Raw genomic sequence first — 25,424 nt, forward strand, 5'->3', positions numbered from 1 at the left:
ATATAATAGTAGTTGCATCCTTGACACATTTCTTTGAAAATGCCTCCAACATTCTGCCCGCAACCATTTCATAAATGGTTTGTTCTTCGCCGGAAAGGTCTTTGGGTTGATTTTCGGTAATCAAAAGTGCGTGGTGGTCGGTTACTTTCTTGTCATCGACACAGCGGATATTCAGGATTTGGGTGTCCATTTTGGTGGCATAACCGCCAAAACGCGGGTGCGTTTTCATACTGTTAATGAGTTCGGGGATTTCGTCGAATACATCGGCGGAAATATAACGGCTGCCTGTGCGTGGGTAGGTAATCAGTTTTGCCTCGTAGAGTTTTTGCGCAATGGAAAGCGTCTTGTCCGCCGAAAAACCGTGCTTGCTGTTGGCTTCTTTTTGTAAAGCGGTTAAATCGTACAATAAAGGCGGCTCTTGATTGATTTCTTTCTTTTCAACGGATTGAATGCACAGCGTTTTTTGTTCCTGCAATTTTTTGAAAATCTCGTTTGCCGTGTTCTTGTTGTCGTATTTTTCGCGGCTCATTAAGGAAAAAGAAATACCTGTTTTTTCGGTCTGAACCCGCATTTGCCAAAAAGGAACAGGTATAAAATTTTTGTTTTCCAAAAACCGCCGACAAATCATTGCCAGCGTGGGCGTTTGCACTCGTCCCAACGAATACACACCGCGCCCTGCGGCTATGCTTAACGCCTGACTTGCATTAATTCCGACAAGCCAGTCGGCTTCTGAACGCGCTTTGGCTGCATAATACAGGTTGTCGTAATCGCTGCCCTGCTTCAGGTTTTGCAAGCCGTCTTTTATGGCTTTATCCGTTAAACTGCTAATCCAAAGCCTGTCAAAGGGCTTTTTGCAATTCAAATGATGGTAGATGTATCTAAAAATTAAACATCCTTCGCGACCCGCATCGGTGGCGACAACAATTTTATCGCAACTGTCGAAAACATGTTTTATGACCTTTAACTGTTTGAGTGCGCCCGCATCGGGCTTGTATTCCTTGCCTTCCCGCACTTGGCGGGGTTTCAGGATAAATGTTTCGGGAATAATCGGTAAATTCTCTTTGACAAATCCCGAAAAGCCGTAGTCTTCGGGCATGGCGAGTTGTATCAAATGCCCAAAAGCATACGTTACCATGTAACCGTTGCCTGTCATAAAACCATCTTCCTTGTGGCTTGCGCCGACGATAGCCGCTATTTCGCGGGCTACGCTCGGTTTCTCTGCTATGATTGCTATCTTCATTTTACTTGGATTTTAGTGGTGAATATTACATTTTTACACCTTTGGATTTCTTCGGCTTTTCCTGTTCCTGCTTGGCGGCTTGTTTTTCCGCCTGCTTTTCGGTGGGTTGCGTTTGACCGCTGTTCAAAGGCTCTTTGATATTTTTGGTAGCTTCGGTGGTGTTGCCATTATTGTTTTTGGCAACCTGCACCTTGTGGCGGTCATCGGGAATGACTTTTCCGGCGGCAAGGGCATCCCTGTAATCTTTCGGAAACATGAAATCATATTTTCCGGTTTCCTTATTCAGGGTTATGTAGCCGCTATACTTTTTCCCGTTGCGGTCTGTCAATTCGCCTGTATGGACGGTTTTCCCTTCACGGACACTGCTCATCTGGTCTTCGGTCAGTTGCTTTTTGCGGAAAGTTTTCGGGGCTTCACCCTGTTTGAGGTTTTGACTTTGTTTCCGGTCATTGTCGAAAACAAGTTCAAAATACCGTTTGTCGGCATTGAACTGAACATTGGCGGAAAATTGTTTTGAGCCGTCATTTGTGGTCATATTTTCTATCTTTACTTTTTCGCCGTTGCCCAATTTTTCTCGTATTTCTTCGCTTAACGGAACGCCTTTGTAAGTTTCGGGGACTTTCAGCCATTCCTTGCGGAACGCCACCAATTCATTGGTTTGCTTGTCCAGCGAAATGAGTACCGGCGTTTTTTCACCTTGCTTAAATTCGGCTTCGACGACACGTCCGAGATTGCCTGTTTTCAATAAATTTTCCTTGTCTTCTTTGGTAAATTCAACACCGAAATAGGGACGTTCCAAATCGGGCTTGCTGCGGATAAGATGAACGGCAGGCGCAAACGTGCCGTCTCCCTGTTTGCGAAGTGAGAAACGCGCGTCTGAGCGTAGCGTTTCGCTGTCGAATTTCATTGCAACAGGCATCAGGTTTGTTTTCTGGTAATCAAGCAGTTTATCCAGATTGCCTGTTTTTTCGAGGCTTTCGCGAGTGATGCCGAATTTTTCAAACTTTTGCCAATCGACAAGGTCGGGATTAATAGCATAACTTTTCGTTTGCCCTTCCGTTTGTCCCTGTTCCTTTGCCTGTTTTTTCTGAAAATTTTCCGGCTCAATGCGGTGCGCATCCAAAAAGTCTTTGTTTTCGGGCTTGCCGGGACTTTTAAATGCTTCATACAGGCGTTTCACAACTTCCTCCAATTTTTCTAATGGAGCGCGGTAAAAGTCAAAGCGGGTAGGGTCTTTGATTTGCCGCTTGAAGTTCTCAAAAAAGTTTTCAAGCGCGTTGCCGTTTTTGTCAATCTTCAAAAAATCGGGATTTTCGCTCCCGTCAAGTTTGGAAGATTTGACTTTTCCGTTTTTGTCCAGATTCACAGCGTGTAATTCATTACTGCCTTTTTCCTTGACCAACAGGACATCCTGGTCTTTCAATTTTTCGTTCATATTACTTTAATTTTATAAGTTACGCCAATAGCGACGCGGCGCAAAAGTAAATGAACTAAGATTGCGGAAAAAGGAGTTTTAGAAAAGTGGCAGGGGTTTGCGCATGTGTGGCAGGGGTTTGCACCGCCTGCTATCTTTTTGTCCATGCAAGATTTTTGATAGCATTTGCAAGATTTGTTATAGTCTGACCCCAAAACTGTCCCTAATTTTGCAGCGTAAAATGTAATAATATAATTCATGCAAATGAAACATACATATCAAATAGATGCAACCCGAGAGATTTTTATGGGAGAAAAATTTGTTTCTCTCATGGAATTTTTTTAGTGTGTGGCGCACCTTAGTATAATTCTAATTTTTTAAAATTGTGATACAATGAAAAAAACATTACTTTCAATGGCTTTATGCCTTACAATCAGCATTCTTGTTATAAATGTGAATGCCCAAAATAAGGCGGCAATCTTGAGTACTTACACCTCGTTATCTGATTTACAGATTAATGGAGATGATGATGAATATGAGGCAGCCAATTGGTTTGTAAATACTTATGGAGGCGATTTTCTTTCAACCGCCGATGTAGCAGCGAGAGATTTAAGCCAATACAAAGTTCTCTGGATTGCTATTGACCGTGTGGGGACAGGCAACGGATTGCCAAACGAATTAACAGCAACCGGCGTTTTGAATAAAATTAAAACCTATTATCAGGCTGGTGGAAACTTGTTGCTTACCAACCACGCCACGCGCTATTTAGTAAATCTGGGACGGACAACACGTTTCCCCGGCATTTCAGGCGAAGGCACAGGTAGCACTAATACTGATGATTGGGGCGTGAACAGCGTTATCGGCAGCAGTTACGACCATTCAGGCGATTTTCTTTATGCAGGGATGACACCCAACTTTACAGAAGGAACGTCGAAAAAAGTGTATAACCTTATTGCTTCGGGATACAAGGAAGACCATAATTCGATGTGGGATTTGAACGCATTTGATTATACTGGCAATCCGAATATTGTTGTCAATTTTGAAACGGAAAACAATGCTACCGTGCTTGGCACTTGGCAACACGTTACAGATTATTGTTGTGCAGGAATTGTCGATTTTCATAAAACGGTATCATACGGAAGATGTATTGCTATTGGACTTGCCGCTTATGAATGGAATCAAAATAGCGGTACAAACCCTTATCAGTCCAATATTCAACTTCTTACAAAAAACGCTTTGGACGAATTGACTTGTTCAACTTGCGGACAGAGTGAGCCGCAGGAGGGATTGGTACTTGTCGCCCATTTTCCAATGGAAATTAACGCCAACACAAAAATATCCGAAATTGTTGCCAATAAATCCTTTACTGTGGAACAAGTGCGCCCCGTGCGCGAAAATATCGCAGGTGCAGTGGGACAGGCTTTGCGTTTCGACGGCAATTCCACTTTCGTTAATGCGCAAATCAATGTCAATAATTTGAACAATCAAGCCGTTTCAATGGAACTGTGGGCGGCAATGGAAAACTACCCGATGATGAACACGGACGGTAACAATACCGATTTTACCGTTATTGCTGGCAATATGAAAACTTCCGCCAATTCGGGTTTTGCGTTTGTAGTAAATACGCGCGGCGAGTATGGATTTCAGGTGTATATTGGCGGAAATTTGTACAGTTGTATTGCAGATGCAAAATTTCCGCTTTATCAGTGGGCGCACATTCAGGCGATAGTGAGTGTGGCAAATCACAAAATTACGCTTTACCACGACGGCGTTCAAATAAAGCAAACAAGTATTTCAGGGTCGGCAATTTCTGTCGGTAGCGCACCTTTTAGTATAGGTAAATCCTACAATGATATTAAAAACGGCAATTTTTACCTGAATACCGTTTGCGGATTAATAGACGAAATCAAGGTTTATTCGGGCGAACTTGCTGCGCCTACCGTTACACCAACACCTGAAAATACTGCAAATTTAGCCATTCCCGCTTCACGTTTTGAAGACGAAATCCAACGTCCGCTTTTCCGTGGAATGCCTGCGGCAGCTTGGACAAATGAACCTCACGGTTTGATTTTTCACAACGGCAAATGGCATTTGTTCTTTCAGAAAAACGGTAATGGCGCGTATTGGGGGCAGATTGTTTGGGGACATATAACAAGCACCGATTTGGCAAACTGGACGGAAGCACAGCCCGCACTTTACAATGATAAGTATTACGATATTAAGGGCGTGTGGTCGGGTTGCATTTTCAAAGACGACAGTTACAATAATGGCAAACCAACAATATTTTATACAAGTGTTGATTTTGCAAAAGCAAGTATGGTAATGGCAACACCCGCTGATGATGATTTGCACACTTGGACAAAAAACGGACAGGTTGTTCCGCAACGTCCTGCGGGGCTTGACGATGATTTCCGCGACCCCTGCGTTTTCAAGGCAAACGGCAATATCTATATGCTTGTCGGCTCGAATAAAGGTGGACGTGGCGCGGCTACTTTGCACCGCTACAATGCTGCAAACAACACTTGGACAAATGACGGCGCCATGTTTTTCCAGTCGCCAAACACAAGTTACGGCACATTTTGGGAAATGCCCTACATTGTTGAAATGGAAGCGAACAAATGGCTGTTTGTGGTTACGCCGCTTGGAATGGCAGGCGGTGTGGAATGTCTGTATTGGGTGGGTACAATAAATACCAACGGTACATTCAGCCCCACTTCGCAATTTCCAAAAGAATTGGATTTGGGCGGTTTTTCGCACCACGGATTTGGCTTGCTTTCGCCTTCCATTACCAAACACAACGGAAAAACCGTTGCCATAGGTATTGTGCCTGATATGACTTCGGGAAATTATATGTATGAGCGCGGTTGGGCTGGAACTTATAATCTGCCGCGCGAATGGTCGCTTGATGCGCAAAATAACCTTGTGCAAAAGCCCGCTACCGATATGACTTTCCCACGCAGCACGACGAACGTTTTCAATCAAACAAATATCAGTTTAAGCGGCACACAATCATTAAATCCCGTTTCGGGCAAAGTGGTTGAAGTGGAAGGAATTTTTACCGTTTCGTCAAATTCCGCTCAAAAGTTCGGCTTCAATCTGCGGAAAAACGGTAGCGCAGCAATCAAAATATTCTACGAAAAATCGACCAACAAAATAATCGTTGATGCAACGAGCGTTCCACGACACATACAGGACGGCAGCGTTTTTGATGGCATTTACAGTCAGGTTTTGCCCAAAACTTTTTCGGCTGGCGAAACGCTGAAAATCCATGCTTTCCTCGACCATTCTATTTTGGATTTGTTCGTCAACGACACTTGGGCGGCTTCCGTGCGCATTTTTGCAACAGATAACAACGCCAACGATGTGGAAGTTTTTGCCGAAGGCGGCACTACGCAAGTACAATTTATCAAGGCGTGGAATTGGGAAAAATCTGAAACCGACACAGGCATTTTTAACGTAAGAGAAAGCGATAAAGACGTGTTTTATTACAACAATGCTTTGCATTTCAAAAACATTTCGGAAAATGCGAAGGTAAATATTTATGATTTGTTTGGAAAAATGGTTTTTTGTAATGGCGTTGCGCGTAACGCCCCCACGATGGTTGATTTGCCAAAAAATCAGATATTTATTGTACGAATAAATGACAACGGCGAGATTGTTTCAAGAAAAATAATAACGAATTAAAAGAAAAAATTGCTCATACAGAGCATTTTATAAATAGCATTAATTAATAATTTTTTTAAATTTCAGTACAATGAAACGAGTATTACTCTCAATGGCATTATGCCTCGGCGCAGCATTTTTTGTTGCCAATGTAAACGCACAAAACAAAGTTGCGTTTGTGAATGTTGCTACAAGCATTAACGACATTTTCGACGAAGATGAAAAAGCGGCAGCAAACTGGTTTGTAACAACTTACGGCGGCGAATATTTGCCTGTGTCGGCAATCACGCCCGCCAAGTTGAATGAGTACAAAGTCCTCTGGGTTTATGTGGACGACGATTATTATGCAGGTTTGCCCGATGAACTGCTCGAAGCAGACGTGCTTTCCGCCGTTACCGACTGGTACAAAGCGGGCGGAAATCTGTTGCTTTCCACTTTGGGAAATTTGTACTTGACGCAAACGGGACGTATTAACCTATCGCCCGACATTTTGGGAACAGGAACAGGTGCAGACAATCCCGACATTTGGTATGTGTCGCCCACTTACGGTACTTGGGAAGTTGCACCGCAAACTTTCAACAAATCAACCGACCCGATTTATGCAGGCTTGACTTCCGAACCCAAAGAACGCAGCAACGGACAAACTTATGTGATTTATCCGCTTATCGGCGCAGGTTGGAAAGAAGACCACAATGTGTTTTGGACAATGGAAATCCCGACTAATGTCATTCCAAACGACAATCCCAGCAAACTTACCACTTTCCAAACCACCTATGCAATGGAAGCGTTGGGAACTTGGGCGCACGTTGAAGATTATTTCGGTTGCGCCATTGCACGCTGGTTGCCGCAGGGCGCATTTCAGGGAAAAGCCATTACAATCGGCGTTGCCGCTTACGAGTGGAAACAAAACAGCGGTACAAATCCGTATCAGGCGAATGTTGAACGCCTGACGAAAAATGCGTTGGATGAATTGAAAGGCTCGACAAGCGGAATTTTCAGTCTTAATACAAGCAATGTGAAAATCAATCTTTCAGACAATGTAATTCTCATTTCGGGCGAAAACCTTATTTCGGCAAGAATTTTCAATGTAAATGGCGCATTGGCTGGAAATTACAATGCTGCACAAATTTCGGCAGGCATTAATGTTTCTAACCTTTCAAGCGGCGTTTATGTGGTAAGTTTGCAAACCGGAAACGGACAGGTTTTGAATGCAAAAATTGTAAAATAACACCGTATGAGGGCGCAATTAATCGCGCCCTCATATAAAATCTTTTATACAATGAAAAATAAAATTTTCTTAACAGGTATTATGCTTTTTACAGCAGTTGCAATGTCGTTGGCGCAAAACAGAAATGTGAGCGGAAAAGTTGTTTTTGCAACCGACAACACCGCTGCTACAGGCATAAGCGTACTCGTAAAAGGCACAAATACAGGTACAATTACAGATATTAACGGCGCATATTCGCTGCCGGTAAGTTCGGATAATGCCGTTCTTGTTTTTTCGATGATTGGAATGGTAACGCAAGAAATCAGCGTTGGCAACCAAAGTGTGATTAACGTTTCGATGGCAGAGGACACAAAACTGCTTGATGAAATTGTTGTTACCGGCTACACCACCGAACGCAAAAAAGACATTACCGGCGCCGTGTCGGTTATCAAAATGAAAGACGTGGAAAGCATCCCCGGTGGCAACGTGCTGACCGCCTTGCAGGGGCGCGTGCCGGGCGTACAGATTTCCACTGACGGACAGCCCGGCGGCACAAGTACCGGAACGCTCGTGCGCGGCATTACCTCTGTGGGCGATGGCTCCAACACCACACCCCTCTATGTGATTGACGGCGTACAGACGCGCGACAATATGGCTACGCTGCTTAACCCGAACGATGTTGAGTCTATTCAGGTACTAAAAGATGCGGCGGCAGCGGCAATTTACGGATTGCAGGCGGCAAACGGCGTAATTATTGTTACCACCAAAAAAGCGGCAAAAGGCAAAACTCGCGTCAATTTTGATGCAAAAACTTCCGTGCAGACCTACCACAGCCCGATTACTATGCTCGATGCGCAGCAGTGGGGCGAAATTTACTGGAAAGCCTACCAAAATGATGGCGTTGCACCCGCACACGACCAATACGGCAGCGGCGACGTGCCTGTTATCCCTGAATTTATCGACGCCGAACAAACCATTCGCGCAGGCAACACCGACTGGGCAAAAGAGGTGTACCGTCCCGCCGTGTTGCAGGACTACAATTTAAGTGTTGCCAATTCTTCCGAAAACGCTTCTACACTGTTTTCATTCAACTATTTCAATCAGGACGGCTTGATTAAAAATACCAATTTCGAGCGTTTCAACGTCCGCCTCAATTCCGATTACCGCCTTTGGAACAACCGTTTCCGTGTGGGCGAAAACGTCAATATCAGCAAATGGAAAGAAGTGCTGAAACCGGGCGGCATAGAAGAACTCGTTATTGCGCAGCACCCGCTCATTCCTGTTTATGATATTAACGGCGGTTACGCAGGACCTACCAGCGGACTTGGCGACAAACCCAATCCCGTGCGACTGCTCAACCAGCAAAAAGATAATTATTTGAATCAGTGGCGCATTTTCGGAAATATGTACGCCGAATTAGAGCCGGTAAAAAATCTCGTTATCCGCAGCAGTTTTGGACTGAACTATTACACCGGTTTTGAATCGAACTTTGAGCCGAAATGGAAGGAAGGTACAAGCCGCATTGTGAATAAAAATACGCTGTACGTTAGTTCGGGTACAAATTTGGAATGGACTTGGGCAAATACTGCCGCTTACGCGCTCAACATTGGCAAACACGCAGCCAACTTTTTGACAGGAATGGAAGCCAAAGAAGCCACAGGCAGAAACCTGTGGGGACGGCGCGAAACATTCCAGAGCGAAGATTTGAATTTCCGCTACCTTGATGCAGGCACAGGCGAACAAACCAACGGCGGTGGCGGAAATATCTACCGCGTGCGTTCTTATTTTGGGAAAGTCAATTACGCTTATGCCGACAAATACTTGTTCTCCGCTACTGTGCGCAACGATGCTTCATCGCATTTTCTCGGACGCTCGGCAACTTTCCCCGGCATTACAGCAGGTTGGCGCATAACAGGCGAAGATTTTATGCAAAAGCAAAATATCTTTGATGACCTGAAACTTCGCGCCTCGTGGGGAAAAAACGGCACGGACGGCTCCAATGCCTACGCACGTTATTCGCAATACGCTTCCGACCTTGTGAGCGGCGGCTACGATATTTACGGAATCAACAAAGGCGATGTGGAATATGGAATCCTCAAAACGTGGACGGGAAATCCCGATATTCGTTGGGAAATAACTACACAAACCAATCTCGGTATTGATTTTTCGATGCTGAAAAACCGCCTTTCCGTTAATTTTGATTATTTCTGGAAAAATACGGACGATATGATTATTTCACGCCCCTATATCGGCACTATCGGGCAGGGCGGTTATATGTCGTTCAACGGTGCTTCGCTCGGTATCAAAGGTTTTGAAAGCATTATCACTTGGCGCGACAAGGTCGGCAAGGATTTCAGTTACGAACTTACCTTTACCGGCTCGCACAACCGCACCATTATTACCGATGTTCCCGACGATTTGAAATACACGCTTTGGGGCGGCAACGGAACGGACAAATCCATTGTGGGGCAGCCTTTCGGCTCGTGGCTCGGCTACAAAACAGACGGGCTTTTCCGCACACAGGACGAAGTGGATAATTATGTTGACCAGCCGGGCAAAGGCATTGGGCGTATCCGCTATCAAAATTTATATGATGATGGCGTTATCAATTCCGATGACCGCGACTGGCTCGGCAGCGACCAGCCTTCGTTTATCGGCGGACTGAACATTGCGCTCGCTTACAAAAATTTCGACTGCACGTTCTATTTCAACGGATTAGTGCGTAAAGCATGGAACAACTCGAAGTTTTACACCGAATTTTTCCAACTTTGGACAGGAAATCACAGCACTCACCTCTACGATGCTTTCCACCCTGAAACCAATCCCAATGGCACAATCCCGATGCTGACTTCGACCAATGCAAATGACGAAGGGCGCAGTTCGGATTATTTTATAGAAGACGGTTCGTATCTGAAACTGAAAAATTTCCAGTTCGGCTACACCCTGCCGGCGAGTTTGTTGCAAAAGGTAAAAATCAGCAATGTGCGTGTCTATTTTCAGGCGCAGGACTTGTTTACGCTCACGCGCTACACCGGTCCCGACCCCGAAGCGTTAGGGTATCCATACCCCATTCCACGGACTTTTACTTTGGGTTTGAATGTTTCACTCTAAAAAATGGATAATATGAAAAATATAAATAAATATTTCAGATACCTGAAAACCCCTATGAGGGTTTGGGGGCTTTTTGCCCTGCTTTGCCTTTCGGCTTGCACCGACGACTTTCTGGAAGTCTATCCGCAGGGACAATTTACCGATGCCGACCAGTCCAACGACTGGGTGGACGGGCTTTGCATTGCCGCTTATTCGGCTTTGGCTTGCCCCGAAGACGTGGAACTCGCCTTTTACGCACCGGTAACGAACTGGATTTACGGCGATGTTCGCGCCGAAACTGCCTACAAAGGTGGCGGCGGTGTGGGCGATATTTGGGAATTTCACGCCTTTGAAACGTTTACGGGCGTATATCCCGACAATCCGCTGTTAGACCGCAAGTGGTGGCATTTGTGCATTAGCGTTCAGCGTTGCAACAACGCCCTGCGTATGCTCAATGAATTGACAGAAGAAGAATATCCTGCCAAAAACTCGCGCATTGGCGAAATGCGTTTCCTGCGGGCGCACTTCCGTTTCGAGATGAGCCGCCTGTTCAACCGCATTCCCTATTTTGACGAAAATCTGCCGTTGGATGATTATGCAAAAGTTTCCAATACCGAATTTTCGCGCGATGAAATTTTGGAACAACTCGGCGCCGAATTTGAAGCCGCCGCCGCGCTGCTTCCGCCTGTGCAGGCAGACAAAGGTCGCGTAACAAAATACGCCGCTTTTGCTTATGTGGCAAAGACAAACCTTTACCGTGCCTACAAACAAAACGACGAAACGCACGCCCTTACCGGCTCGCCGGATGCAGATTTGCTCAAAAAGGTGGTAGATTATTGCGACAGCGTGGCTTTGGGCGGTTTCGACTTGCTAATGGATTTTCAAAATCTGGATGAAATTGAATACGAACACGGCAGGGAATCGGTGTTTGAAACCGAATATTCCGTTGATGACGGAACAACCAACGGACGTATTAACTGGAACAATCTGCTGAACGTGCCGCGCGGACCGGCTTACAGCGGCGATGGATTTTTCCAACCCTCGCAAACGCTTGCCAATTCGTATAAAACCGATAAAATAACAGGCTTGCCTCAATTCGACACTTACAACACAGGCACAAATATTTTGCAAGTCAATAGCGTTTACAACAAAACCTACACCGTTGACCCGCGCCTCGACTTTACGCTCGGACGACCGGCGGTACGCTGGAAAGATTACGAGCAGGAGCCTTATGCAGGCAACTGGGTGCGCGACAATGCCACCTACGGCTCGTTTGCCAACAAGAAAAACATTATTTCGCCCAACTCGCCCTATATGGTGCAAGGCTGGCCTTGGGGTGGCTCGCCGCTCAACTGGCGCAATATCCGCTATGCCGATGTTTTATTATGGAAAGCCGAAGCATTGATAGAACTCGGCAGGCAAACAGAAGCATTGCCCATTATCAACAAAATCAGGGAACGCGCTAAAAACAGCAAATATGTATTGCGCTGGAACAATGCGAGCAATGCCGACTATGCCGCCGACTATAATATCGGTCTGTATGAAGACGGCGTAAATTGCACTTGGGACAGGGACTATGCACGTCAGGCATTGCGTTTTGAGCGGAAACTCGAATTGGCAATGGAAGGCGAGCGTTTCTTCGATTTGGTGCGCTGGGGCATTGCCTCCGAGATGCTGAACAACGAGTATTTCCCGAAAGAAAAAACCTTGCGGCTGTATTACACCAATTCGCAATTTACGGCAGGGCGCGACGAGTATTTCCCCATTCCGCAAAATCAAATTGACTTTGCGCAGGGCGTTTATACACAAAATCCGGGGTATGACGAAGAATAATAAATTATTAAATACAATTACAAAATGAAAAAATTAGAATTTATATTTCTATTAGGCGTTTTTTGCTTGTGTACCTCCACAATGAGTGCGGCAAAATATGCTTTCGTAACAACATACAATGATTTAGCCGACATTACAACGAATGCCGACGATGACGAAAAAGCCGCAGCACTATGGTTTGCGGCTCAATATCCTACCAATGGCGATATTTTGTCTGTAACTAATGTTGCGACCACCGACTTGTCGCAATATAATGTAATTTGGATTATGATAGACAGGGTAGGAACTCTCGTGTTGCCTGCATCATTGACAGATGCAAGTGTTGTAACGGCATTAACAGACTATTACAAGAACGGTGGTAACTTGTTTCTCTCGACACATGCCACGCAATATTTAGTCAATTTGGGTAGAATTGCCGCAAACAGAGTGCCGGGAATTAAGGGAGACGGCAATGGAGGCGACAATGCTGACATCTGGGGGGTTAATGCCAATATTGGATTGGCTTATAATCATTTTGAACATCCGCTTTTTGCAGAACTGCCAACGATTACCTTTGATGAGCTTGCTCCACCACACCCCGGCATTGCACTCATCGGTGCCGGTCATAAAGAAGACCATAATTGTATGTGGGATTTAAACAGTTATGGTTATACATCAACCAACGGTAATATTGTACGTGATTTTGAAGTTGAAAATACGGCTGTCGTACTGGGAACATGGCAACATGTAACCGATTTCTGTTGTGCCGGAATTGTGGAATTTAAATCAGTCGGCGATTATAAAGGACGCTGTATTGCTATCGGACTTGCAGCGTATGAATGGAATCAAAATTCGGGAACAAACGCCTATCAAGCACAAATAGAACAACTGACAGAAAATGTGTTCGATTATTTATCTCCGTTGGTTATTCCTGCCGATAAAACAAAATCTGCGTCCGCGTATGTATCAGGGGATATAATCTTTCAATCGAATGAAGACGAAGCAACCGCGGAACAATTTACCGGACAATTAACGATTCCTGTCGGAACAACATTAACCGTTACTGGTGTTGTCAAATTAGAAAAAACATTTAAAATAAATACATGGTATCCAATTGGTTTTCCATTTACAATGGCAAGCTATTGGGGCGATTTTGCTGAAAATCCCGAATTGTATATCTATGATGAAGGTATGAGTTGGGGCGATTTCTGGGTAAAATCATATAATAGTGATGGCGATAATTTCATTTATAGTGATGTAATAAATCCAAATGCAGGATATATTCTGCAATTTCCATCTGCTTTTAATGGAATAAAAGTAACTTTTATTTCAGCAGAAGGTCAGGAGTTGAAAAACATTGATGAAACCGGATTAGATGCTGCATTATCGCTTTCAGAAGAAGGTTATTATTTGGTTGCCAACCCTTCCGTAAACAATTTGACATTAACTACGCTCAACAAATATTATATCTACAACCGGACAACAAATAATTTCGCTTTGCTTACTACGGGTAGTGCCGTCATCAAACCCTTTGAAGCGTTTGTGGTTGCCCATAATATTATAGGAATGTTGAGAACTTCTTTAGGAATGGACGTAGCAACAGCGTTGGAAAACATCCGGCTAAACGACCATGTAATAAAAACGGAATATTATACCTTACAGGGAATCAGAGTGCAACAACCGACCATTCCCGGAATATATATTGTAAAAAAGGTATATGCTTCGCAAGAAACAGAAATAACAAAAACATTTTATAAAAAATAACAAAGATGAAAACAAAACAATTTTTAACAATCATTCTTTGTTTGTTGTCAATGGGGCAGGTCTTTGCAACCAATGAAAGAATGAATTTGACAGAACGAACAAAATCATGGTTACAACGCTCTCCGACAGCACAAGCATCAGGGCAAGGAGGTGGTAGAGCCGGAGACGGACCAACCACAGACCCAACGGTTGGAACACCCATCGGGAGTGCCTTGCCGATTATTATCTTGCTCATGGGAGTTTATGGTTTAGCCACTGTAAAAAGGAATAAAATTAAATTTTTAGGCGAAGAACAATGAGAAATTTAATCCTATTTTGTATAATAAGTATTTCCCTAATGTCTTGCAATACCATGCAGGACATTAGTATTCAAACCAATGAAAATGGAAATACTTCATTGCAGTTTAAAACATCTCAAAGATACCTGCTGCTTCCGATTGAAGACACAGGCGATGAACTGCAAACAGAACTGTTTGTTGACGACAAATTGGTTAATAGTTACGTCATTCGTTTGGCAAAAAATAAGATTGATTATTGGGTGCCTCTTGACCTTTCGCAGTGGCAGGGAAAAGCAATCAAGATAGAGATTCCGGGATTAAATGAATCTGCTGTTTGTCTGAAAGAAATTAAACTGTCGAATAATTTTGATTTCGATTTCGACGAAAAATACCGCCCTGCCTATCATTTCACTCCGCCTTATGGTTGGATGAACGACCCTAATGGCATGGTGTATTATGGTGGCGAATATCACTTGTTTTATCAGTACAATCCTTATGGCACACGCTGGCAAAATATGAGTTGGGGACACGCCGTCAGCACCGATTTGACACATTGGCAGCATTTGCCTGTCGCGCTCTATCCCGACAGTTTGGGAACGATTTTTTCGGGTAGCGCGGTAGTTGATGAAACCAACAGCGCGGGTTTTCAGACAGGTGGCGAAAAAACGTTATTGGCTTTTTATACCCAAGCCGAGCGTGGCGGTCAATGGCAAAGCCTTGCATACAGCAACGACAAAGGGCGTACTTGGACAAAATACGCGGGAAATCCTGTGTTGAAAAAAGCGAACACACCCGACTTCCGCGATCCGAAAGTGTTTTGGTACGCGCCTGCAAACAAGTGGATAATGGTTTTGGCAGTGGGTAACCATGCCGAGATTTACTCGTCAGCCAACGCAAAAGAATGGACTTTTGAAAGCGAGTTCGGTGCAAACTACGGCTCGCACGATGGTGTTTGGGAATGTCCCGATTTGCTGCAATTCGGCGAAAAATGGGTGCTGTTAATCAGCAACGACCGTGTAGCCAACGTGCGCCATTCCGCTACGCAGTATTTTGTCGGCTCGTTCGATGGACACACCTTTACCTGTGATTTTTCGCCCACCGAGCAGCATTGGCTCGACTACGGAAAAGACCACTACGCAACGGTGTCGTGGGCAAATGCGCCTGCCGACAGAAAAATTGTTTTGCCTTGGATGTCGAATTGGCAATACGCCAATGATGTTCCCACAAAATATTTTCGCAGTGCAATGGCTTTGCCGCGCGAACTGACTTTGGTGCAGGAAAACGGAAAATATTTAGTCAAAAGTTATCCTGTGGAAGAAATTCAGGCGCGTAAGGGTAAGGCGGGCAACGTTCCCGATTTTAATACGAATCGGATTTTTGATGTTCCAACAAACGGCATTTTTGAGATTTTGCTCGAAATCGAAGCGCAAGCGGCTCAACAATTTGGTTTTAATCTAAAAAACTCAAAAAACGAAAGCGTTGAATTTGCTTTTGATTTGCAGAAAAACGAATTTTCGGTTGACCGTGCAAAAAGCGGCATTGTGAATTTCAACGCCACTTTTGCAACAAAATCCGTTGCTCCTGTTTTGGCAAAACCGGCGCATACTTTGCGTGTTTTTGTAGATAAATCTTCGGTTGAGGCATTTCTTGACGGTGGCGAGGCGGCAATTACCAACCTCGTTTTTCCCAATGAACCATACAAGCAAATTGAATTTTTTACAAAAGACAATCAGTTCAAAATAAATGATTTGAAAATTTTTGAAATAAAATAATATGGCAAACAAAATAATTATAGGACTTGGCGAAATCCTTTGGGATATGCTGCCAACAGGCAAGGTACTGGGCGGCGCACCCGCCAACTTCGCCTATCATGCCTCGCAATTCGGCTACGAAGGAATCGCTGTTTCTGCTATCGGTAAAGACACGCTCGGTACGGAAATACTCGACAACCTGACCGGAAAGAAAATGAAAACCCTGCTCGAAACGGTGGATTACCCCACCGGCACGGTAGCCGTTACGCTTGACGAAAAGGGTGTTCCGCAATACGAAATCTGCGAAGGCGTAGCATGGGACAATATCCCCTTTACCGCTCAAACGGAAGAACTGGCGAAACGTTGTGTAGCCGTTTGTTTCGGCTCGCTGGCGCAGCGAAGCATTGTGTCGCGGCTTACCATTCATAAGTTTTTGGAATACGTTCCTGCCGATGCCTTGAAAATTTTTGACATAAACCTGCGGCAGCATTTTTATTCAAAAGAAATCATTGTGGAATCGCTGAAAAACTGCAATATCTTGAAAATAAACGACGACGAGGTGAAAATCGTGGCGGAACTGTTCGGAATAGAAGGCGAAGAAGACGCTGTTTGCAAAAAGATTCTGAAAGAATACGGACTGCAAATGGTAATCGAAACCAAAGGTGCCGTAGGCAGTTACGTTTTTACGGCAAACGAAACGTCTTATGTGCCAACGCCCAAAGTGCAGGTTACCGACACCATTGGCGCAGGCGATTCATTTACCGGCGCATTTGTAGCGAGCTTGCTCGACGGAAAATCCATACCGGAAGCCCACGCAAAAGCAGTGGAAATTTCGGCGTGGCTATGCACACAGCAGGGCGCAATGCCCGCTTATGAGAACATTTCTAAAATCTAAAATTGCAATTAATATGAATAAAAAATTTATCGGGACTATTATCCCCATTATGCTGGCATTTTTTGCCATGGGTGCAGTCGATTTGGTCGGTATTGCCTCTAATTATGTAAAAGAGGATTTCAATCTGACGGATACGATGGCAAACCTTTTCCCGTCGATGGTGTTCTTCTGGTTTTTCATTTTCAGCGTACCTGCCGGCTTGATGATGAATAAAATCGGACGGCGCAAAACGGTACTTTTGAGTTTAATCGTAACGGTTGCCGCATTGGTCATTCCCATTGTAAACTATACGTTCCCGCTTATGCTTGTTTCGTTTGCCTTGCTGGGCATTGGCAATACGCTGATGCAAGTATCGCTCAACCCGCTGATTGCAAACGTTGTGCCGGGCGACCGCATGGCAAGCACCCTTACTTTCGGGCAGTTTGTCAAAGCCATTGCCTCATTTGCCGCACCGATAATTGCAGGCTTGGCGGCGTTGCACTTCGGCGACTGGAAACTGTTGTTCCCGCTCTATGCTGCTGCCACACTACTGTCGTTCCTGTGGCTCGGCGCAACAAAAATCGACGAGAAACCCTACGAAACAAAATCGTCGTTTTTCGATTGCCTTAAATTGCTTAAAAACAAATATATTCTATTGTTTTTCTTTGGCATTATGGCGCACGTTGGTATTGACGTGGGCATTAACACCACTGCCCCGAAAATCCTGATGGAACGCTGTGGAATGACACTTGCAGAGGCAGGTTTTGCTACGAGCCTTTATTTCCTGTTCCGCGTGGCAGGCTGTTTTTTGGGAACGTTTATTTTAGCAAAATTTCCCATTCGCAAGTTTTTCATTATCAGCGTAGCAATGATGGCTTTATCGGCAGTCGGGCTGTTCTTCTTCTCCGGCACAACTGCGCTTTATGTTGCCATTGCACTCGTGGGCTTCGGTAATTCCAATATTTTCCCAATGATATTCTCCACCGCGATACAGTCCATGCCCGAACGAGGATTTGAAAACGAAATATCGGCTTTAATGATAATGGGCATTGCAGGCGGCGCCATTTTTCCGCTGCTGATGGGTGTTTTCAGCGACCTTACCGGCGCGCAGTGGGGCGCAGTAGCGGTTATGGCTGTACTCGTCGCTTATCTGTTCTTTATCAACGGATTGATAAAGGCGAAGAAGTAGTTCGCTATATACAAGAAATTGTTCATTATCATTATCTTCTGAAAATTTCGTATTTTTGCAGGTTATTGATAATGAACATTTTTATTTTTAATAGATAATCAATATGAAAAATCATATCAACCTGCCGGTTATTTTTTCTTTAGTTCTTTTTCTGTTTTTTGCCGCCTGCCAACGGGAAAAAACACAATACATCATCGGCGTATCACAGTGCAGCGACGACGAATGGCGCAGCAAAATGAACATGGAAATGCGCAACGAAGCGCTGTTTCACAAAGGTGTAAAACTCGACATTAAAACAGTAAGCGACGATACGGAAAAGCAGATTGCCGACATTCAAAGTTTTATCGACCGCAGAGTGGATTTGATTATCATTTCGCCCAATCAGGCGGAGCCGGTTACGCCCATTGTGGAAAAGGCGTACAGTGCGGGCATTCCTGTTGTGCTGGTGGACAGGAAAATCACTTCGGACAAATACACTGCCTTTATCGGTGCGGATAATGTGCAGATAGGGCGTGAAGTGGGTAATTACGTTGCCAAACTGCTGAACGGACGGGGAAATATCGTTGAAATACGCGGTCTGAAAGGCTCGTCGCCCGATGCCGAGCGACACCAAGGCTTTGTAAATGTTATCAACCGTTATTCCGACATACATATTTTGGATTCGGCTGACGGCGCGTGGCTCAAAAACATTGCCGAGCGGGAAACGAGCAAAATCCTTGCGGAAATGCCCGACACTATCGACCTCGTTTTTGCGCACAACGACCGTATGGCAATGGGGGCGTACAACGCTGCTAAACGTCTTAACCGCACCGACAACATTTTTTTTGTAGGTATTGACGCTTTACCCGGTGCGGGTAACGGCATTGAACAGGTTATCGACGGTAAACTCAAAGCCTCGTTTATCTACCCGACGAGCGGCGATAAAATCATTCAACTCGCCCTTGATATTTTGCAGAGTAAGCCCTATACGAAACAAAATACGCTGTACACCAATATTGTGGACGAAACGAACGCCCGCGTACTGAAACTGCAAACCGACGCCATCATTGAACATGAAAACAAAATCAGCACCCTCGACCGCCAAATCGCCAACCACATCACGCGACATGCCACACAGCAATATATGCTGCTCGTATTCGCTTTTATCTGCCTGATTTTCATTATCCTTTCCGTACTGCTTTTCCAAGCCTACAACTCCAAACTCCGTCTGAACGCCGAACTTGAACGCAACAACAGACTCATTGAGAGTAACCGCGAAGAACTTGAACAACAGCGCGACCGCCTGATAACCCTTTCGCAGGAACTGGAAAAAGCAACCCAAGCCAAATTAGTGTTTTTTACCAACATTTCGCACGAGTTTAGAACTCCCCTCACGCTGATTTCCGGTCCCGTCGGCTCGCTGCTGGCGGACAAATCCCTGCCCAAAGAACAGCGGCGGCTTTTGGCATTAGTACAGAAAAATGTAGGTATCCTGCTCCGGCTTATCGACCAGATTATCGACTTCCGCAAGTACGAAAACGGAAAACTGACACTCAACCTGAACGAAAACAACCTTTGCAGCCAACTCACGGAATGGAACGAAATGTTTTGCGAATTGGCGGTAAAAAAACGCCTGCGCTTCGACTTCCGCGTGGAAACGCCGGACGGCTCGCAGCCCGACGAAGCATTCCGCTTTTGCTACGATTCGGAAAAAATGGAACGCATTTATTTTAACCTGCTTTCCAACGCCTTCAAGTTTACGCCCGAACATGGTTTTATTTCCGTTGTGCTGGAAAAAACGAGCCGTCCCGCCGCCGTTGTCCGCGTATCCAATTCAGGCAAAGGCATAGCGGAAAATGATATACGGAACATTTTCGACCGTTTCTATCAGGTCAATTCGTATATGGAAGGCTCCGGCATAGGATTGGCATTAGCAAAGGCGCTTGTGGAACTGCACGAGGGCGAAATCGTCGCCGACAGCAACGAAACCACCGGCATTACCACCTTTACTGTCGTCATTCCTTTCTCACAAAACAGGACAGAAACTCCGTACAGCGAAGTAGAGGCGCAATTAATCGCGCCCCTGCATACCAATTTTCAAAACGGAGAAACGGCGGATTTTGAAGATTATGACTCGGAATCAACTGATGAAAACGAAAATACCGGCGACCGCGAAACGGTGCTTGTTATTGATGACAATCCCGATATACGCGCCTACATTAAAACGGTTTTGCAAAACAGTTATACCATTCTGGAAGCCGAAGACGGCACGGATGGTTTCAGACAAGCCATGCGCTATATCCCCGACATTATCGTGAGCGACATCATGATGCCACCGCCCGATGGCGTGGAACTCTGCCGCCGCCTGAAAAGGGAACTGTCCACGAGCCACATTCCAGTCATTCTACTTACAGCGTATTCGCTTGACGAGTACCGCATCAGCGGTTACGAAAGCGGCGCCGATGCCTACATATCCAAACCCTTTAATTCCGATGTATTGGAAGTCCGCATCCGCAACCTGATAGCAAGCCGCCAACGTTTGAAAGAAAAGTTCCGGCAAAATATGCTGTCCGGCGACAGGAGTATTCCTGAAGATTTGGATAAAACGTTCATGGACAAATTCAGGGAACTTGTTGAAGCCCGGATTCAGAACGACCTCAACATTGAAGATTTAAGCCGTGAGGCAGGTCTTTCGTACACGCAACTCTACCGAAAAGTAAAATCGCTGACCGGCTACACGCCTAACGAACTGTTGAAAATTATCCGCCTGCAAAAAGCGCAACTCCTGTTGCAGACATCCGGGTTAAACATTTCGGAAATCGCCTACGAAACGGGATTTACCTCGCCTGCGTACTTTACCAAGTGCTTCAAGGATTTTTATAAGGAAAGCCCGACAGATTATCAGAAACGAAAAAGTTAAATTTTTGATTATTAGATATTTATGAAACAATTAATTCAATCAGGATTGTTTTCTTTTTTCAGAGAAACAACTTCAAAAAACATTTCCACAACAGAATGGGAACAAGCGTATGAATCGCCGACACCGTTTTTGAGGCAAATGCAAGGTCGAACAATCGCGCAACGTACCATAATTCCCTGTGTTACGCCCGTGCCGAACTTGCCGGTCTGCAAGGTTGGGACGGCTTGAAAAAATAGTCAGACCGCATTATTTTATGCGGAAAAAGCCGCTCATTTACTTGATATACAGACGATTTCAATTGAGCGGCAAATATCGTTACAAAACAACAGCAATCCTTTATCTACGGTTCAACTTGAAAAAATCCAATGGGCAGGCAGCCGTATGGAACTGGTCGAACTCGTGTATGCACTGCACGAGGCGGGTTGTTTCGGCAAAACGCCGCTGAAAACCGTGTTTAAAATAATCGGTAAAACTTTCGACTGTGAAATCGAAAACTACTACCGCCTGTTTTGGGACGTCCGCAACCGCGCCGCCGAAGACCGCGCCTTTTTCCTGAATAAATTGCAAAAAACGCTATCCGAAAAATTTATCCGCATGGATAGCGGCGCAAGGTCGTAAGAACAACCCTTGCAAATAGAACAACGCTTTGTCCGGAATTTACCGTAAATTTCGGACAGGGCGTTTTTGCGTTTTCCCCAAGCACGGTGCAAACCCCTGCCAGACTCACTGCAAACCCCTGCCACTTGCCTGACAATCAGCAAATCCCATTCCTTTTATTACAAACTTTGTGTTCATTCTAAATTTTTCAATGTATGAACAGAAAAGATTATCCGGCGGATATGTCCTATTTCCGCCTCTCGCTTGTGGCTTTTTTGCAGGAAAGCCACCCCGAATTAGTTGCGGACGAAAAATTTATCAACGCCCGCACCCAAGCCGCACTGGATATTTACGAAGATATAGTAAAAAACGGCGGCAATCCCCTTGAAACCGAACATTGGGCAAATGAAACGCTGTTTGGCAAACTGCATTTTTCCAAGCACGACACGCTGAAAAATATCCTTTGGGACGAGTTTTCAAGTAAAATTCCCGAAGACGAAGCCGGAGATTTAGCCATTCGCCTGTTGCCCGAATGTGAAGAAGTTTTCGCCCTATATACTCTCACAGACGATTTTGCATATTCGCCTGAATACGACCTGCTTTATACCGAATTAACCGGCGCAATCGCCCTATACCTTGAAAGCAATGAGTTACAATAAGAAAGCACATTTGCAGACCAATATTGAGGCGATTAAAATTGCCTTTACGCTTGACAGTGAAAAGCGCAACGCCACCGATGCAGAACGTGTCCTATTGCAGCAATACAGCGGCTTTGGCGGGATAAAATGCGTTCTCAATCCCGCGCAAAACGAATTGGATAAAGCGTATTGGACAAAATCGGAAATGGATATGTTCCCGATGGTTGCGGACTTGCACCGCGTAATCCGCGAAAACAGCAAAGACGAACAGGAGTATAAACGTTACTATGGCAGCCTGAAAAATTCTGTACTGACAGCGTTTTATACCCCGCCCGAAATTATCAAAACCATTTCCGACACCCTGAACGAAAACGGCGTAACTCCCGCGCGTTTCCTCGACCCTTCAGCTGGAAACGGCGCATTTGCCGAAAATTTCAAAACTTCTTTTCCGACAATGGAAACCGTCTGTTTTGAAAAGGATTTATTGACAGGCAAAATCCTTTCACACCTGCGCCCCGAAGACAAGGTGCATATTCGCGGCTTTGAAGAAATAGAAAACCGCACGGACAATCAATTCGACATTGTTTCGTCAAACATTCCCTTTGGCGATGTTTCGGTTTTCGATACGGCGTTTTCCAACAGTAAAGACCCCGCGCGGCGACAGGCAAGCCGGACAATTCACAACTATTTCTTTTTGAAAGGCATAGATACATTGCGTGAAGGCGGCATTATGGCGTTCATCACTTCGCAGGGCGTAATGGACAGTCCCGCCAACGAGCCAATCCGCCACCGGTTAATGGAAAATGCAAGTCTTATTTCGGCTATACGTTTGCCCAACAATCTGTTTACCGACCATGCAGGAACGGAAGTCGGCAGCGACTTAATCATTTTACAGAAAAACAGCAATAAAGAAGCATTAACCCCCGAAGAACTGGCATTTATAAAAAGTCGCAAACTTGCCAACGGCGAAAATGTAAACAACCTGTTTCAAAATTTCAACAGGGTGGTACATACGAAAGGATATATGGATACCGACCCTTATGGCAAGCCCGCAACGGTTTTCATTCACGAGGGCGGAGTTCAGGGAATGGCTGCCGATTTACATAAAATGTTATCCGCTGATTTTGATAAACGATTGAATAAGGAATTGTATTGGGATAACACCATTCAAACCAAACACCAAATACCCAATTATCAACCTACAAAGCAAGATTGGGAAGAAATGGGCAAAATGATAGAAGAAGCAGAACGGCAGTCAAAGTTTGAAAATCCGCAGGAAGAACAATATGATTATCACAGGAAAAGCACACGCGAACTTGACTGGGAAGAAAATTCGCCCGGTTTTGACGACCTCTTTTCTGTCGAAGATTTTGCAGATATAAAAAGTCAGGAAAACAGTCGGAAAGAAACAGAGCGACCTGTAAAAACGCAAGCGAACAGCATTAATACCGAGCCTGCCATGTCGCTTTATGACCTTTTCGGCTTTTCGGAAGAAGAGCGCAAGCAACTGAACACCAAAAAGAAAGGCAAAAAGAAACCTCAATCCGCACAGGGAAAACCGGTACAACTCAATTTGTTTGCACAACCTGCGCCAAGCACAACGCAACCCGCCAATCGTCCCCAAAGTCCCATTAGTCCCTCAAATTCCAATCCTGCACCACCATTTGCCTTACCCATTGAGCCGCGCCCCTATTCCGCTGCATTGCAGGATTTCCACAAGCAAGGCTCGCTGGCAGTGGATAGCGGACAAACCGGCTTTCTGAAAGAACGCTACCGCGAAGATGCCGTTTTTATGCCGTTAGAGTTAAACCCCCTGCAAAAACAGAAAGCCGAACAGTACATAAAATTCCGCGACACCTACCACCTTTTATACCATTACGAGGCGACCGAAAGAACGGAAAACGCAGGTTTGCGCGAATCGCTCAACGAGCATTACGACAGCTTTGTAAAGCGTTACGGTTTTTTGAACGACCGCAAAAACCTTGACTTAATCAAAATGGACACGGGCGGTCAGGAAATGCTCTCATTGGAACGAGTGCCGCCCGAAGGTGCATTTATGGGCCGTTTTGTCAAAGCCGATATATTCACGCAGCCTGTTTCATTCAATCCCAACGAGATAACCGAAGTCGCCAACTCGATGGAGGCATTATCAGCCTCATTAAACAAGTTCGGCGAAGTCAATACGGAATATATGCTTTCGCTGATGCCCGATAAAAGCCGCGAGGAAATGCTCGAAGACCTGCACGGACGCATTTATTACAACCCACTCATCCGCGATTACGAAATTTCCGACCGCTTCATTGCGGGCAATGTCATGGAAAAAGACGAAGCGTTGGAACGCTTTTTAACGGATAATCCCGAAAACGAAAATAATTACGCTGTTTCCGAATCGTTGAAGGCTTTACGAGATGCCGCGCCGCGCCCGATTACCTTTGACGAACTGGATTTTAACTTCGGCGAACGCTGGATACCTCAAAACATTTATTCCAAATACGCCTCTTACCTTTTTGATGTGGAAACCAATGTGCAGTATTCGGCGACCCGCGATGATTTTTCCGTAAAAGCCGCATACAGCAACGCCAATATTCACGACAAATACTGCGTTCGCGGCGAGTTCCGCAAATACGACGGGATGGCGTTGATGACACACGCCCTGCACAATACTTCGCCCAACATTTCCAAAAGCATGGAAGTTACGGATGAAAACGGCGAACGGAAAACCATTAAAGTCCGTGATGGCGAAAAGATACAGGAAGCCAACAGCAAAATCGACGAAATACGCGATGGCTTTTCCGAGTGGCTGAAAGTGCAGTCGCCCGAATTTAAAGAGCGTTTAAGCGACCTTTACAACCGCAAATTCAACTGTTTTGTGCGCCCGACTTATGACGGCTCGCACCAGACTTTCCCCAACCTTGACTTGAAAGCGTTGGGCATTCCCGGTTTGTACCAAAGCCAGAAAGATGCGATATGGATGCTGAAGATGAACGGCGGAGGGATATGCGACCACG

General features: G+C 45.1%; 15 protein-coding genes. 13 read left to right on the plus strand and 2 right to left on the minus strand.

Annotated elements, in window-relative coordinates:
• Together ACYPWY_RS13165 and ACYPWY_RS13170 are read right to left on the minus strand one after the other, a co-directional pair.
• Positions 1-1,240: DNA topoisomerase (locus tag ACYPWY_RS13165; RefSeq protein ID WP_459685997.1), on the minus strand; the 1,240-nt coding region annotated here is incomplete at its 3' end.
• Between the two features lie 25 nt (positions 1,241-1,265).
• The gene (locus tag ACYPWY_RS13170; protein WP_459685998.1) at positions 1,266-2,675 is read right to left on the minus strand and encodes a DUF3945 domain-containing protein; all 1,410 of its coding nucleotides are present in this window, start codon (positions 2,673-2,675) and stop codon (positions 1,266-1,268) included.
• Between the two features lie 372 nt (positions 2,676-3,047).
• Here ACYPWY_RS13170 and ACYPWY_RS13175 point away from each other — a divergent pair, with 372 nt between their 5' ends.
• The 13 genes from ACYPWY_RS13175 to ACYPWY_RS13235 form a co-directional block, all read left to right on the plus strand.
• The gene (locus ACYPWY_RS13175) at positions 3,048-6,338 is read left to right on the plus strand and encodes a DUF4960 domain-containing protein (RefSeq protein WP_459685999.1); all 3,291 of its coding nucleotides are present in this window, start codon (positions 3,048-3,050) and stop codon (positions 6,336-6,338) included.
• A gap of 70 nt (positions 6,339-6,408) precedes the next feature.
• Positions 6,409-7,545, plus strand: coding sequence for a DUF4960 domain-containing protein (locus tag ACYPWY_RS13180; protein ID WP_459686000.1), 1,137 nt, complete (start codon positions 6,409-6,411; stop codon positions 7,543-7,545).
• Positions 7,546-7,596: 51 nt separating this feature from the next.
• Positions 7,597-10,635 carry a SusC/RagA family TonB-linked outer membrane protein gene (locus ACYPWY_RS13185; RefSeq protein ID WP_459686001.1) on the plus strand — a complete coding sequence of 1,013 codons (3,039 nt, stop codon included), beginning with the start codon at positions 7,597-7,599 and terminating at the stop codon, positions 10,633-10,635.
• Positions 10,636-10,647: 12 nt separating this feature from the next.
• Positions 10,648-12,447: a RagB/SusD family nutrient uptake outer membrane protein gene (locus ACYPWY_RS13190; protein ID WP_459686002.1), complete on the plus strand. Its 1,800-nt coding sequence runs from the start codon at positions 10,648-10,650 to the stop codon at positions 12,445-12,447.
• Positions 12,448-12,471: 24 nt separating this feature from the next.
• Positions 12,472-14,190: a DUF4960 domain-containing protein gene (locus ACYPWY_RS13195; protein WP_459686003.1), complete on the plus strand. Its 1,719-nt coding sequence runs from the start codon at positions 12,472-12,474 to the stop codon at positions 14,188-14,190.
• Between the two features lie 5 nt (positions 14,191-14,195).
• Positions 14,196-14,489, plus strand: coding sequence for a hypothetical protein (locus ACYPWY_RS13200; protein WP_459686004.1), 294 nt, complete (start codon positions 14,196-14,198; stop codon positions 14,487-14,489).
• 53 nt (positions 14,490-14,542) lie between these two features.
• Complete coding sequence (locus ACYPWY_RS13205; protein ID WP_459686005.1) at positions 14,543-16,240, plus strand: GH32 C-terminal domain-containing protein; 1,698 nt, start codon at positions 14,543-14,545, stop codon at positions 16,238-16,240.
• A 1-nt stretch (position 16,241) separates the two neighbouring features.
• A complete protein-coding gene (locus ACYPWY_RS13210) occupies positions 16,242-17,114 on the plus strand; it encodes a carbohydrate kinase family protein (protein ID WP_459686006.1) in 873 nt (290 codons plus the stop codon).
• Positions 17,115-17,127: 13 nt separating this feature from the next.
• The gene (locus ACYPWY_RS13215; protein WP_459686007.1) at positions 17,128-18,282 is read left to right on the plus strand and encodes an MFS transporter; all 1,155 of its coding nucleotides are present in this window, start codon (positions 17,128-17,130) and stop codon (positions 18,280-18,282) included.
• A 103-nt stretch (positions 18,283-18,385) separates the two neighbouring features.
• Complete coding sequence (locus ACYPWY_RS13220; protein WP_459686008.1) at positions 18,386-21,181, plus strand: hybrid sensor histidine kinase/response regulator transcription factor; 2,796 nt, start codon at positions 18,386-18,388, stop codon at positions 21,179-21,181.
• A 309-nt stretch (positions 21,182-21,490) separates the two neighbouring features.
• Positions 21,491-21,799: an RteC domain-containing protein gene (locus ACYPWY_RS13225; protein WP_459686011.1), complete on the plus strand. Its 309-nt coding sequence runs from the start codon at positions 21,491-21,493 to the stop codon at positions 21,797-21,799.
• A gap of 194 nt (positions 21,800-21,993) precedes the next feature.
• On the plus strand, positions 21,994-22,437 hold the full coding sequence (locus ACYPWY_RS13230; RefSeq protein WP_459686009.1) for a DUF1896 family protein: 444 nt from the start codon (positions 21,994-21,996) through the stop codon (positions 22,435-22,437).
• Positions 22,424-25,424, plus strand: a 3,001-nt coding sequence (locus tag ACYPWY_RS13235; protein WP_459686010.1) for an N-6 DNA methylase, incomplete at its 3' end; no start/stop codon positions are given. The genes ACYPWY_RS13230 and ACYPWY_RS13235, both read left to right, overlap by 14 nt.

This window comes from Viscerimonas tarda (assembly GCF_054601255.1).

Coding starts and splice junctions, on each gene's coding strand:
- ACYPWY_RS13170 (WP_459685998.1), bottom strand. CDS start 2,675: ATGAACGAAAAATTGAAAGACCAGGATGTCCTGTTGGTCAAGGAAAAA.
- ACYPWY_RS13175 (WP_459685999.1), top strand. CDS start 3,048: ATGAAAAAAACATTACTTTCAATGGCTTTATGCCTTACAATCAGCATT.
- ACYPWY_RS13180 (WP_459686000.1), top strand. CDS start 6,409: ATGAAACGAGTATTACTCTCAATGGCATTATGCCTCGGCGCAGCATTT.
- ACYPWY_RS13185 (WP_459686001.1), top strand. CDS start 7,597: ATGAAAAATAAAATTTTCTTAACAGGTATTATGCTTTTTACAGCAGTT.
- ACYPWY_RS13190 (WP_459686002.1), top strand. CDS start 10,648: ATGAAAAATATAAATAAATATTTCAGATACCTGAAAACCCCTATGAGG.
- ACYPWY_RS13195 (WP_459686003.1), top strand. CDS start 12,472: ATGAAAAAATTAGAATTTATATTTCTATTAGGCGTTTTTTGCTTGTGT.
- ACYPWY_RS13200 (WP_459686004.1), top strand. CDS start 14,196: ATGAAAACAAAACAATTTTTAACAATCATTCTTTGTTTGTTGTCAATG.
- ACYPWY_RS13205 (WP_459686005.1), top strand. CDS start 14,543: ATGCAGGACATTAGTATTCAAACCAATGAAAATGGAAATACTTCATTG.
- ACYPWY_RS13210 (WP_459686006.1), top strand. CDS start 16,242: ATGGCAAACAAAATAATTATAGGACTTGGCGAAATCCTTTGGGATATG.
- ACYPWY_RS13215 (WP_459686007.1), top strand. CDS start 17,128: ATGAATAAAAAATTTATCGGGACTATTATCCCCATTATGCTGGCATTT.
- ACYPWY_RS13220 (WP_459686008.1), top strand. CDS start 18,386: ATGAAAAATCATATCAACCTGCCGGTTATTTTTTCTTTAGTTCTTTTT.
- ACYPWY_RS13230 (WP_459686009.1), top strand. CDS start 21,994: ATGAACAGAAAAGATTATCCGGCGGATATGTCCTATTTCCGCCTCTCG.